12 protein-coding genes are annotated in these 12,189 nt (G+C 70.9%); 9 read left to right on the forward strand and 3 right to left on the reverse strand.

Annotated features, from left to right (window positions below; translation table 11 throughout):
• Window positions 1-174: 174 nt before the first annotated feature.
• On the reverse strand, window positions 175-2,448 hold the full coding sequence (locus ACZ7GX_RS01730) for a (Fe-S)-binding protein (RefSeq protein WP_498771673.1): 2,274 nt from the start codon (window positions 2,446-2,448) through the stop codon (window positions 175-177).
• Window positions 2,449-2,587: 139 nt separating this feature from the next.
• Here ACZ7GX_RS01730 and ACZ7GX_RS01735 point away from each other — a divergent pair, with 139 nt between their 5' ends.
• The 4 genes from ACZ7GX_RS01735 to ACZ7GX_RS01750 all read left to right on the forward strand — a co-directional run bounded on the left by ACZ7GX_RS01735 (window position 2,588) and on the right by ACZ7GX_RS01750 (window position 4,999).
• Complete coding sequence (locus ACZ7GX_RS01735) at window positions 2,588-2,920, forward strand: DMT family transporter (RefSeq protein WP_498771675.1); 333 nt, start codon at window positions 2,588-2,590, stop codon at window positions 2,918-2,920.
• A complete protein-coding gene (locus ACZ7GX_RS01740) occupies window positions 2,907-3,440 on the forward strand; it encodes a TetR/AcrR family transcriptional regulator (protein WP_498771677.1) in 534 nt (177 codons plus the stop codon). The genes ACZ7GX_RS01735 and ACZ7GX_RS01740 overlap by 14 nt, the downstream gene beginning before the upstream one ends.
• Before the next feature lie 23 nt (window positions 3,441-3,463).
• A complete protein-coding gene (locus ACZ7GX_RS01745) occupies window positions 3,464-4,033 on the forward strand; it encodes a hypothetical protein (RefSeq protein WP_498771679.1) in 570 nt (189 codons plus the stop codon).
• 177 nt (window positions 4,034-4,210) lie between these two features.
• The gene (locus ACZ7GX_RS01750) at window positions 4,211-4,999 is read left to right on the forward strand and encodes a DUF4097 family beta strand repeat-containing protein (RefSeq protein WP_498771681.1); all 789 of its coding nucleotides are present in this window, start codon (window positions 4,211-4,213) and stop codon (window positions 4,997-4,999) included.
• Here ACZ7GX_RS01750 and ACZ7GX_RS01755 read toward each other — a convergent pair.
• The gene (locus ACZ7GX_RS01755; protein WP_498771683.1) at window positions 4,996-5,559 is read right to left on the reverse strand and encodes a DUF5655 domain-containing protein; all 564 of its coding nucleotides are present in this window, start codon (window positions 5,557-5,559) and stop codon (window positions 4,996-4,998) included. The genes ACZ7GX_RS01750 and ACZ7GX_RS01755 overlap by 4 nt on opposite strands.
• A gap of 169 nt (window positions 5,560-5,728) precedes the next feature.
• Between ACZ7GX_RS01755 and dnaK the strand changes: the two genes are divergently transcribed.
• From dnaK to ACZ7GX_RS01780, 5 genes are all read left to right on the forward strand, one after another.
• A complete protein-coding gene (gene dnaK / locus ACZ7GX_RS01760; protein ID WP_498771685.1) occupies window positions 5,729-7,582 on the forward strand; it encodes a molecular chaperone DnaK in 1,854 nt (617 codons plus the stop codon).
• Window positions 7,579-8,292 (forward strand): nucleotide exchange factor GrpE, encoded by a 714-nt coding sequence (grpE, locus tag ACZ7GX_RS01765; protein WP_498771687.1) that lies wholly within the window; start codon window positions 7,579-7,581, stop codon window positions 8,290-8,292. Before dnaK ends, grpE begins: the two co-directional genes overlap by 4 nt.
• A gap of 18 nt (window positions 8,293-8,310) precedes the next feature.
• On the forward strand, window positions 8,311-9,480 hold the full coding sequence (gene dnaJ / locus ACZ7GX_RS01770) for a molecular chaperone DnaJ (protein ID WP_498771690.1): 1,170 nt from the start codon (window positions 8,311-8,313) through the stop codon (window positions 9,478-9,480).
• On the forward strand, window positions 9,477-9,905 hold the full coding sequence (locus ACZ7GX_RS01775; RefSeq protein WP_230570812.1) for a heat shock protein transcriptional repressor HspR: 429 nt from the start codon (window positions 9,477-9,479) through the stop codon (window positions 9,903-9,905). Before dnaJ ends, ACZ7GX_RS01775 begins: the two co-directional genes overlap by 4 nt.
• 283 nt (window positions 9,906-10,188) lie before the next feature.
• Entirely contained in the window at window positions 10,189-10,866 is a 678-nt protein-coding gene (locus ACZ7GX_RS01780; RefSeq protein WP_498771692.1) for an alpha/beta fold hydrolase, read from the forward strand.
• A gap of 138 nt (window positions 10,867-11,004) precedes the next feature.
• Here the strand turns inward: ACZ7GX_RS01780 and ACZ7GX_RS01785 are convergent, their stop codons facing one another.
• On the reverse strand, window positions 11,005-12,108 hold the full coding sequence (locus ACZ7GX_RS01785) for an FAD-binding oxidoreductase (RefSeq protein WP_498771694.1): 1,104 nt from the start codon (window positions 12,106-12,108) through the stop codon (window positions 11,005-11,007).
• Window positions 12,109-12,189 lie beyond the last annotated feature (81 nt).

The raw sequence follows: 12,189 nt of genomic DNA on the forward strand, positions 1-12,189 counted from the left end.
GAGGGTGGCTCGGTCGCCGGGGGTTGGGTCGTTGGTGCTGGGTTTCCCGACGATCGAAAAGCGTGATCGCCGGGAAATGAGTCGCGAACGACCGACGCGACCTCGCGACTGACCTGAAGACGACGAACGCCCCTCGGTCCGAAGTGCGACCGGGGGGCGTTCGTCCGCGAACGACTAGTTGGACGAAGCCTTGTCCTCGTCCGGCAACGGGGTGCCGGTCGGGGTCTCGTCCGTCGGGATGTCGCCGCGCTCCAGGGCCTGGCCCCGGCGCACGGACGTCAGCAGCAGCTGCGCCACGTCGACGACCTCGACGTGCGAGCCCGCCGCGCCCTCGTTCTGCCTGGCCGTCACGCCGTCGGTCAGCATCACGCGGCAGAACGGGCAGCCCGTCGCGATCTTCGACGGCGCGGTGCCCAGCGCCTCGTCCACGCGGTCGAGGTTGATCCGCTTGCCGATCCGCTCCTCCATCCACATGCGAGCGCCACCGGCGCCGCAGCACATGGAGCGCTCCTCGTGGCGGGGCATCTCGCGCAGCGTCGCGCCCGACGCGCCGACCAGCTCGCGCGGCGCCTCGTAGACCTTGTTGTGCCGACCGAGGTAGCACGGGTCGTGGTAGGTGACGTCCTCCGCGACCTCCGCCACCGGCACCAGCCTGCGCTCGCGCACCAGCCGGTTGAGCAGCTGCGTGTGGTGCACGACCTCGTACTGGCCGCCGACCTGCGGGTACTCGTTGGCCAGCGTGTTGAAGCAGTGCGCGCACGTCACGACGATCTTGCGCCGGCCCGGCTCGCGACCGTCGAACACGGTGTTGAGCACCTCGACGTTCTGCTGCGCCAGCATCTGGAACAGGAACTCGTTGCCCGCGCGCCGCGCCGGGTCGCCGGTGCAGGTCTCCTCCGGCCCGAGCACGGTGTACTTGACGCCCGCGGTGTGCAGCAGCTCGGCCACAGCCCGCGTGGTCTTCTTGGCCCGGTCCTCGAACGCGCCCGCGCAGCCCACCCAGAACAGGTACTCGGCGTCACCCAGCTCGCCGTCGAACACCGGCACCTCGAAGTCCAGGCCCTCGGTCCACGCGAGGCGGTCCTTGGCGTTCTGGCCCCACGGGTTGCCCTTGTTCTCCAGGTTCTTGAACATGCCGCCGAGCTCCGACGGGAAGTTCGACTCGATCAGCACCTGGTAGCGGCGCATGTCGACGATGTGGTCGACGTGCTCGATGTCCACCGGGCACTGCTCGACGCACGCGCCGCACGTGGTGCACGACCACAGCACCTCGGGGTCGATCACGCCCAGCTCTTCGGCCCCGGCGACCAGCGGGCGCTCCGACTCGGCCAGCGCCAGCACGTCGATGGACTCCAGGCGCTTCTTGTAGTCCTCGTACTTGTCCTCGGTCAGGCCGACCTCGTCGCCCGCCATGTCCTTGCTGCCGCCCGCGAGCAGGTACGGCGCCTTGGCGAACGCGTGGTCGCGCAGCTGGGTGATGACCAGCTTCGGCGACAGCGGCTTGCCGGTGTTCCACGCGGGGCACTGGGACTGGCAGCGACCGCACTCGGTGCAGGTGCTGAAGTCCAGCCAGCCCTTCCAGGAGAAGTCCTCGACCTTGCCGACGCCGAACACGTCCTTGTCGGGGTCGGCCTCCTCCAGGTCGAGGACCTTGCCGCCGCTCATCATCGGCTTCAGCGCGCCGAGCGCGACGCCGCCGTCGTCCTCGCGCTTGAAGTAGATGTTGAAGAACGCGCTGAACCGGTGCCACGCCACACCCATGGTGAGGTTCTTCGACACCACGATCAGCCAGATCATGCCGGACAGCAGCTTGGTGAACGCCATGATCGAGACCCAGTCGGGGCTCGCGGGCAGGATCTGGGCCAGCGGCGCGGTCACGAACGAGGACCACAGCGGCGGGTCCTCCAGGCCGGAGGCCTGCTTGAACGCCTTCACGCCGAGGATGCCGAGACCCTCGATGATCACGACCGCTTCGACGAAGTACGCGGACTTGAAGTCCGAGCCCGCGAACCGGGACACGCGGTCGGCGCGGCGCGGGTGGTTGAGCTGGCGGATGATCGCCAGCGCCACGCCGCCGACCACGGTGCCGATGCCGAGCAGCTCGACCAGCAGCAGCCACAGCGACCACGTGCCGATGACCGGCCAGTGGAAGCTCGGGCGGAAGATCTCGCCGTAGGCCTCGAACAGCACCGCGGAGCCGATCAGGAAGCCCCACATCACCATCCAGTGCCACGGCGCGACCTTGCGGAACTTGGCCATCCTGGTGTGGGCGACGAACTCGACGATCAACGTCCGCAGGCGGGGCGCGAACGGCCCGTTGCGGGTCGAGTCCGGCTGGCCGAGGCGGATGATCTTGATCATCCGCATGACACCGGCGACGAACAGACCCCAGGCGAACACGCTGACGGCGACGCCGATGGCGCCGAGGGTGAGCTGGAGGGCTCCCATTGTGGTGGCGGCCTTTCTCGTCCGTTCTCCTGGCTGGGCAGCCTACGCCCGATTACTGGCCGGTAACCACTTGGACGTGGCCGATCACATAGGGTCGGTAGACTAGTGGAACAGGTGTTCAACTTGTTGGGGGCGGGACGTGCTCGTGTACCTGGTGCTGGCCGTGGCGATCATCGGCGAGGTCACCGCCACCGTGTTCCTCAAGCTCTCCGAGGGCTTCTCCAAGCCGATCCCGTCGGTCGTGGTCATCGTGGGGTACGTCGTCGCGTTCGGCGCGTTGAGCAAGGTGCTGCAGCTGGGCATGCCGATCGGCGTGGCGTACGCGATCTGGTGCGCCTTCGGGATCGCCGCGGTCGCGAGCATCGGCGTGCTGGTGTTCAAGGAGCCGCTGAACACCACGATGGTGGTCGGGCTGCTGCTCGTGATCGCGGGCGTGGTGGCCATCGAGGTGGGCAGCGGTGCCGCCGCCTGACGGCCGGCGGGCGCGGGGCGACCGGCGTCGGCGGGAGATCCTCGCGGCCACGCTGCGGGTCGTCGAACGCGACGGCGTGGCCGGGGTGGGCCACCGGTCCGTGGCGCGCGAGGCAGGCGTGCCGACGACGTCGACGACCTACTACTACGCGACGTTGGACGACCTCCTGATCGCCACGCTCACGTGGTCGGCCGACGAGATGGCCGCGAGCTTCCGCCGGGTGGCCCTGACGCCCGCGGCGGTGGCGCGGTTCATCGCCGACGCCGCCGGCCCGCACCGGGGCCGCACGCTCGCCGAGTACGAGCTGTACCTGCTCGCGGCCCGCCGGCCGGAGCTGCGCGCGGCGGCCCGCCGGTGGACCTCGCTCATGGCCGAGGTGGCGGGCCCGCGCGACCCGGTGGCGCTGCGGGCGGTCCTCGCGGGCCTCGACGGGCTCCTGATCCAGGCGTTGATCGCGGATTTCCCCCCAATGGCGGAGGATTTGGAGCCCGTCGTGTCCCTTCTGATGCTCGGCGGATGACCTTCACGCGGGACACTGGTGTCATGAGGTTCGCCGGTCGTGAGTCGTGGCAGGTGTCGCACGGGACGAGTCAGACGGTCAACACCGCGCTGTTCGTCCGGGACACGCTCGCGCTCTCGGTCGAGACCGTGCCCGAGCTGCCCGGGCTGGACCCGTCGGTGCCCGTGGTGGTGCCCGCGGGGGTCGACCGGGCGGCCGCGGCGGAGGAGTGGCTCGGCTGGTGGGCCGACGTGCTCGACCACGCCCGCGCCGAACCGGCCGGCGGCTCGCCCGCCGACCCGGCCGGCGCGTCGTTGCAGATCAGGCCCGCGCTGCGGGCGGCGGTGCTGGCGCTGGCCCCGGCCGCGGCCGAGTACGACCAGCGGTACGTGACGTCGCGGGGCGCGTTGCCGATCGGCGAGGTGGTGCGCGGGGTGGAGGGCAGGCTGGGGCGGTACGTGCGGCCGTTCCGGCTGGTGATCACCGAGGTGCCGGTGCAGGGCATGGTGTGGGAGCGGATGACGGAGACGCACGTCATCGCCTCGCAGCGGTTCCTGGTCGACCCGGCCCGCTCCGCGCCGGCCCTGCGGGCCGTCGTCGAATCCCTGGCCTGACCCGCGCGCGTCCCCCGTTCGGGGTTCCGCGTTCAGGACGCGCCGGGCCGCTGACGGGCCGCTGACCGGAGGGGTAGGGACAGCCCCCCTATCGGTCGGGGGCCTTCCTGGTGGGCGCACCGGTCGAGTACCCATAACTTGGATCTCGACATCTTGACGCCTGACGAGGGGGCAGTGGTGGTTAAGCGGATCGCGTTGACGGTCGGTGTGGCGGTGACCGCGGCGCTGGCGCTCACGTCCTGCGTGCGGCTCGTCCACAACACGTTCGACGACACGCACTCGGTGTCCGACCAGGTGACCGAGGTGCGGTTGCAGAACGGCTCGGGCGACGTGACCGTCCGCGGCCAGGACGGCCTGGCCGAGACCCAGGTCCGCCGCCGCGTCGAGTACCCGAAGGGCTCGGACAAGCCCGGCGGCGTCTCCCACCGCGTGGAGGGCTCCACCCTCGTCCTCGACGGCTGCGGCAGCCAGTGCTCGGTGGACTACGAGGTGACCGTCCCCACCAAGAACGTCAAGATCACCGGCCGCAACAGCTCCGGCGACGTCCACCTCGAAGGCGTGGCCAGCGTCGACGTCGAAGTCGGCTCCGGCAGCACGACGGTGCGCGAGGTGGCGGGCCCGGTGCGCGTCGACAACGACTCGGGCGACCTGGCCGCGACCGCCGTCGGCGGTGACTTCACCGGACGGGTCGGCTCCGGCAGCACCAGGCTGGTCGACATGGGCGGCTCGGTGACGATCGACTCCGACTCCGGCGACGTGGACGTGGCCATCGTCGCCGTCAAGTCCGTGCGCGCCGACATGGGCAGCGGCAGCCTGAACGTCACCGTCCCGCAGGGCGCCTACAAGATCGACGTGGACGCCGGCAGCGGCGAGCAGAAGGTCGACGTCAAGGACGACCCGAACGGCTCCGCCGAGCTGCACCTGCGCACCGACAGCGGCGACGTGACGGTGCGGTCCGCCGCCTAGGCGTTCTGCTCGTACGCCGCCACCAGCAGCGCCTCCACCTCGCCGTCCAGCTCGTCGGCCCCGGTCAGCGACACCTTGTGCGTCGCCTGGCCGGGGCCACCGGGCGTCAACCGGTCGCTCTCGGGCGCCGTGGTGAACCGCAGGCCCAGGTCGACCCGCGACGCCAACGCCTGCACGGCCGCGAACTGCCGCCCCCGCACGAACGGCACGTAGGTGGCCCGCCCCTCGGCCCGCACGTCCTCGCCCAGCCCGAGCGCCAGCGTCGCGATCCGGTCGAACAGCGGTCGCAGCGCCGCCTTGCGCCCGGCGTACTGCGACTCGACGTGCTCGGTGAACGTGGGCTCGGTCCACCCCGCCCGGCGCGCCGCCGCGTCCGCGATCGTCCACTGCGAGTTCTGCTTCACCCCGTGCACGTCGCGCAGCCACGCCCGGACGGCCTTCCGGTCCACCGGATCGAGCGAGCTCGCCTCGACCAGCTCGACCCATTCGTCCAGCGTGCGGCCGGTGCGCGCGAGCATCGACGCGGTGACGGCGGCCATCATGTCCGCGGGTGACTCCATGCCGACGAGTGTCCCGGATCACCTCGCGCCGGGAACACCGCGACACCGCCGTCCGTTGGACAGGCAGAAAGATTGAGCCGGGTGGACTCAAGTCCGCCGGCGCCGGCTAAACTTGAGTCGGCACCGCTCAACGCGGGGCTCTCACACACGCACTACCAGGAGGAATCCAATGGCGCGAGCGGTCGGCATCGACCTGGGGACGACCAACTCCGTCGTCGCGGTTCTCGAGGGCGGCGAGCCGACGGTGATCGCCAACTCCGAGGGGTCGCGCACCACACCGTCCATCGTGGCCTTCGCCAAGAACGGCGAGGTGCTCACCGGTCAGCCCGCCAAGAACCAGGCGGTGACCAACGTCGACCGGACGATCCGGTCGGTGAAGCGCCACATCGGCACCGACTGGCGGACCGACGACATCGACGGCAAGAAGTACACGCCGCAGGAGATCAGCGCGCGCGTGCTGATGAAGCTCAAGCGCGACGCCGAGGCCTACCTGGGCGAGGAGATCACCGACGCGGTGATCACCGTCCCCGCCTACTTCGAGGACGCGCAGCGCCAGGCCACCAAGGAGGCCGGCCAGATCGCGGGCCTCAACGTGCTGCGCATCGTCAACGAGCCCACCTCCGCCGCCCTGGCCTACGGCCTCGACAAGGGCGACAAGGAGCAGACCATCCTGGTCTTCGACCTCGGTGGCGGCACGTTCGACGTCTCGCTGCTCGAGCTCGCCGAGGGCGTGGTCGAGGTCAAGGCGACCTCCGGTGACAACCACCTCGGTGGTGACGACTGGGACCAGCGCATCGTGGACTGGCTGGTCGAGCGGTTCAAGCAGACCAACGGCATCGACCTGACCAAGGACAAGATGGCGTTGCAGCGCATCCGCGAGGCCGCCGAGAAGGCGAAGATCGAGCTGTCCAGCTCGAACAACGCCTCCATCAACCTGCCCTACATCACCGTGGACGCGGACAAGAACCCGCTGTTCATGGACGAGACGCTGTCGCGCGCCGAGTTCCAGCGCATCACCAACGACCTGCTGGAGCGCACCCGCGCGCCGTTCAACAACGTGATCAAGGACGCGGGCATCAGCGTCGGCGACATCGACCACGTGGTGCTGGTCGGCGGCTCCACCCGCATGCCCGCGGTGGCCGAGCTGGTCAAGGAGCTGACCGGCGGCCGTGAGCCGAACAAGGGCGTCAACCCGGACGAGGTCGTCGCGGTCGGCGCGGCCCTGCAGGCCGGTGTGCTGAAGGGCGAGGTCAAGGACGTCCTGCTGCTCGACGTCACCCCGCTGTCCCTGGGCATCGAGACCAAGGGCGGCGTGATGACCAAGCTCATCGAGCGCAACACGACGATCCCGACCAAGCGCTCGGAGATCTTCACCACGGCCGACGACAACCAGCCGTCCGTGCAGATCCAGGTGTTCCAGGGCGAGCGCGAGTTCGCCCGCGACAACAAGAAGCTCGGCATGTTCGAGCTGACCGGCCTGCCGCCCGCGCCCCGCGGCGTCCCGCAGATCGAGGTCACCTTCGACATCGACGCGAACGGCATCGTGCACGTGTCCGCGAAGGACATGGGCACGGGCAAGGAGCAGCGGATGACGATCACCGGCGGCTCCGCGCTGCCGAAGGACGACATCGAGCAGATGATCAAGGACGCCGAGGCGCACGCGGAGGAGGACAAGCGCCGCCGCGACGAGGCCGAGGTCCGCAACCAGGCCGAGACGCTCGTCTACCAGACGGAGAAGGTCCTCAAGGAGAACGAGGACAAGCTCCCGGCCGAGGTCAAGGAGAAGGTCACCGCGGCCCTCGCCGAGACCACCGAGGCGCTCAAGGGCGAGGACATCGCCAAGGTCCGCGCCGCCGTGGAGAAGCTCGCCACGGAGTCCCAGGCCATCGGCCAGTCCCTGTACGCCAACTCCGCACCCACGGCCGACGCCGCGGGCGCCACCGGAGGCGCCGCCGCCGGTGACGCGCCGAAGGCCGACGACGTGGTGGACGCGGAGATCGTCGACGAGGACGAGAAGAAGTGACCCAGCCCGAGGAACAGCCCCACGTGGTGGTGCGCGACCGCAGGCGCATCGACCCGGAGACGGGTCAGGTGCGGGAGAACCCGGCGGACGAGAACGCGCGCGCCGACGCCCCGGCCGAGCCGGAGGCCGGTACGACCGGCGCGCCCGAGACCGGTTCGGAGGGCGGCGGCAAGCACGCCGCGCCCGAGCCGGAGGCCGAAGCGGCCGTGGCCGACGACCCGTCCGTCGAGCTGAAGGCCCAGCTCGACGAGCGGACCGCCGACCTGCAGCGGTTGACCGCGGAGTACGCCAACTACCGCAAGCGCGTCGAGCGCGACCGGGAACTGGTGATCACCACGGCCAAGGCGCAGGTGGCCGGCGAGCTGCTCGGCGTGCTCGACGACATCGAGCGGGCCGGCACGCACGGCGACCTCACCGGCGCGTTCAAGGCCGTGGCCGACAAGCTGGTCGGCGCGCTGCACGGCACCGGCCTGGAGCCGTTCGGGCACGAGGGCGAGGAGTTCGACCCGTCCGTCCACGAGGCCGTCCAGCACGGCACCTCGCCGGACGTCAGCGGGCCGACCGTCACCGCCGTGCTGCGCCGCGGCTACCGGTTCGGCGAGCGCGTGCTGCGGCCCGCGCTGGTCGCCGTGACCGACCACGAGCCGGCCGCCGAGCAGCCGGTCGTCGAAGAGGCCGTCGAGAAGCCGGTCGAAGAGCAGCAGGACTGAGAAGGGGGGCGGCGTCCGTTGAGCGCTCGCGACTGGATCGAGAAGGACTTCTACCGCGAGCTGGGCGTCACCTCCGACGCCTCGGCCGACGAGATCAAGAAGGCGTACCGGAAGTTGGCGCGGGAGCTGCACCCCGACGCCAACCCCGGTGACGCCAAGGCCGAGACGCGGTTCAAGGCGGTGTCCGAGGCGTACGGCGTGCTGTCGGACACCGCGAAGCGCAAGCAGTACGACGAGGCCCGCCGCCTCTTCTCCGGAGGCGGCGGGTTCCCCGGCGGGTTCGGCACCGGCGGCGGGTTCGACGTCGGCGACCTGTTCGGCCGCCAGGGCGCGCAGCAGGCCGGCGGCATGGGCGGGCTCGGCGACCTGCTCGGCGGCCTGTTCAACCGCCGGGGCGGCACGTCCGCGTCGGCCACCAGGCCGAGGCGCGGCGAGGACGTCGAGACCGACGTCCGGATCGACTTCACCGAGGCCGTCAAGGGCGCGACCGTGCCCATGCGGCTGTCCAGCCCGGCGACCTGCGGCACGTGCGCGGGTTCCGGCGCGCGTCCCGGCACGTCCCCGCGGACGTGCACGAACTGCGGCGGCGCCGGGTTGGTCACCCGCAGCCAGGGCGCGTTCGCGTTCTCCGAGCCGTGCGCCGACTGCCGGGGCACCGGGCGGATCGTGGACGACCCGTGCCCGGAGTGCGCGGGCGACGGCGTGAGCACCAAGACCCGCACGTTGACCATCCGCATCCCGGCGGGCGTCGACGACGGCCAGCGGATCAGGCTGGCCGGGCAGGGTGAGCCGGGGCGCAACAACGGGCCCGCCGGCGACCTGTTCGTGCTCGTGCACGTCAACCCGCACCCCATCTTCGGCCGGTCGGGCAACGACCTGACCGTGACCGTTCCGGTGACCTTCCCCGAGCTGGCGCTCGGCACCACGTTGACCGTGCCGACGCTCGAGGGCAAGGTGACGTTGAAGGTTCCCGCCGGCACGGCCAGCGGTCGGGTGCTGCGGGCCAAGGGCAAGGGCATCGCCAAGCGCGACGGCCAGGTCGGCGACCTGCTCATCACGTTGAACGTCGCGGTGCCGAACAACATGGACGCCGCAGCCCGGGAGGCGTTGGAGAACTACGCGTCGGCGACGGCGAAGCACGACCCGCGCGCGGAGCTCAACGCCCTGTTGGAGAAGAGGTCGGTGTGAGCTTCCCGTTCCCGCCCGGCACCGACGAGGACACCCCGTTCTTCGTCATCTCCGTGGCGGCCCAGCTGTCGGGTCTGCACGCGCAGACCCTGCGTGCGTACGACCGGCTCGGCCTGGTGTCGCCGGGCCGCACGTCCGGCGGCGGGCGCCGGTACTCGATGCGCGACATCGTGCTGCTGCGCGAGGTGCAACGCCTCTCGCAGGAGGAGGGCGTCAACCTCGCGGGCGTCAAGCGGATCATCGAGCTGGAGAACGAGGTCGGCGCGCTGCGCGCGAGGGTGCAGGAGCTGACCGAACAACTGGCCTCCGCCATGGCCGCAGCCGAGCACGCCGCCGCGTCGGTGCACGCGTCGTACCGCCGTGACCTGGTGCCGGTGCGGCACGAGACGGCACTGGTCGTCTGGAAGCCGAACTCGAAGCGCTGAGCCGCCTGATGTGTCGCCCAATAGGGTGATCATCTCGGGAAAGTGTACGGAAACACTGTTCCCGTACCTCGGTTAAGCATGAGGAACCCCGCGACGCCGACCCCCACCGCCCTGAACCCCCACGCCCCCGACGCCGGAATCCCCCGATGACGGCGGCCCGCGACGACCGGCCCGGCCCTGCCGCCCTACCAACCGGCCACCGCCCTACCGCCCTACCGACCTGCCGTCGCCCTACCAACCTGGCGGCCGACCGAACCGGGCGACCCGCGCCAGACTGGACCCCGTGGACTACGTCTTCGTGCACGGCACCACCCAGTCGCCCGCGGCCTGGCGCCCGGTGGAGGACCTGCTCCGCCAACGCGGCCACCGCACCGTGGCCGTGGACCTGCCGACCGACCAGCCGCAACTGCGCGCCGTCGACTACGCCGCGATCGCCCGCGCCCAGGCGGGCGACGCGCTGGCCCCGGTCCTGGTGGGGCACTCCGGCGCCGGCCTGCTGATGCCCGCCATCGCACGGGCCCTCGGCGCGTCCCACCTGGCCTGGATCGCCGCGATGATCCCCGGCCCCGTGTCGCTGGCGGACGAACTGGCCGTCGACACGGGCGAGATGTTCAACCCGGAGTGGCGCTCCCTCACCGAACCGCCCACCGCGGACCCCGTGGTGGCCTCGTACTTCCTGTTCCACGACTGCGACCTGGCCGGTGTGCGCGCCGGGCTGCGCACCTTGCGCCTGTTCTACCCCGCCGCGACGTACCGCGAGGTGCACGAGGTGCCTGACCTGCCGTCGACCTACGTCCTGCCGCGTGACGACCGCACGCTGCGGCCGTCGTGGATGCGCCGCGCCGCGCGCGAACGGCTCGGGGTCGAGGCGATCGAGGTCGACGGCGGACACTGCCCGCAGACCAGTCGGCCGGGCACGCTGGCGGCCGTGCTGGGCGCGGCGCGGCCGGCGCGGCCGTGACCAGCACGGCGTGACCAGGGCACCGTGGCCGTGACCAGCACGGCGTGGGCCGATCGGCTGTGACCGGCCGGATCGCGTTGGGCAGCCGAAAGTCCCGCACGGCCCGGCGGCAAACGTGAAAAAGTTTCAGGTAGCGGTTCAGTCCAGCGTGAACGGGTCGTACTTGATCCGGTCGAGTGGGGTGCCGGCGACCAACATCCGCGACACGGTGGCCCGGATCATGGACGGCGAGCCGCACACCAGCACGTCCCGCTCCTCCCACGCCCCGTAACGGGTGACCACGTCGGCGAGCGTGCCCTGCTCCACGCCACGCGCGCCGGGATCGGACTCCAGCACCGGCACGACGGTCAGCCAAGGGTTGGTCATCGCGAACCGCTGGAGGTTGTCCAGGTCGTACAAGTCCTCGCGAGTCCGCCCGCCCATGAACAGGTGCACGCGCGGGTTCTCGCCCCACTGCGCCATCTCGTCGATGATCGCGTGCATCGGCGCGACCCCGGTCCCGCCGGCGACCATCAGCACGTCCCGCCCGGACTTCCGGTCCACGCCGAGCCGGCCCATCGGCGGTCCGAGACGCCAGACGTCACCCGGTTGGGTGTGTCCGACGATCGACCGGCTGACCCACCCGCCCTCGACCGAACGGATGTGGAACTCGATGATGCCGTCGTCACGCGGCGCGTTCGCGGGCGAGTAGTACCGCCACAGCCGAGCGCGTTGCGGCGTCTCGACGCTCACGTACTGCCCGGCGCGGTACCCGACCGGGTGATCCGGCTGCAGCCGCACGACCGCCAGGTCCCAGCTCACCCGCTGGTGGTCGAGCACGGTTGCGTGCCAGTAGGCCGGGCCGTCGTCGGCCGCCGCCGCCTCCTGCATCGCCCGCGCCATGATCGTGTACGCCTCGGCCCAGGCCATCTCGACCTTCGGCGTCCACGCGGGCCCGGCGAACTTCTTCACCGCCGCCAGCAACGCCGTGCCGACGGACTCGTAGTGCACGTTGACCACGCCGAACTTGCGGTGGTCGCGCCCGAGTTGGCGCAGGAACGGGATCAGGTCGTCCGGTCTGTCCACCATCTGCACGACGTGGACGAGGGCGCGCAGCAGTCGGCTGCGCTGGACCTCCATGTTCGCGGGGAACATCTCACGGGTCGCCGGCGCGAGGCTGAAGAGCATGCCGTAGAAGAACTTGGCTACCTCTTCGGCGCGCGGCTCCACCACCGCGAAGCTCTCCCGGATCATCCGCACCATAGCGGTGACACCAGGAGGAGGTTCGCGGTGTGGCGGGCTCGGGATGGGGCTCAACACGGCGTTCGCAGTCATGGTCCGGGC

The organism is Actinosynnema sp. NPDC037264 (assembly GCF_055603705.1).

Bases quoted from the DNA above. Each gene is read 5' to 3' on its own strand.
- ACZ7GX_RS01730 (WP_498771673.1), bottom strand. From the start codon at position 2,448: ATGGGAGCCCTCCAGCTCACCCTCGGCGCCATCGGCGTCGCCGTCAGC.
- ACZ7GX_RS01745 (WP_498771679.1), top strand. From the start codon at position 3,464: ATGAGGTTCGCCGGTCGTGAGTCGTGGCAGGTGTCGCACGGGACGAGT.
- ACZ7GX_RS01755 (WP_498771683.1), bottom strand. From the start codon at position 5,559: ATGGAGTCACCCGCGGACATGATGGCCGCCGTCACCGCGTCGATGCTC.
- dnaK (WP_498771685.1), top strand. From the start codon at position 5,729: ATGGCGCGAGCGGTCGGCATCGACCTGGGGACGACCAACTCCGTCGTC.
- ACZ7GX_RS01785 (WP_498771694.1), bottom strand. From the start codon at position 12,108: ATGGTGCGGATGATCCGGGAGAGCTTCGCGGTGGTGGAGCCGCGCGCC.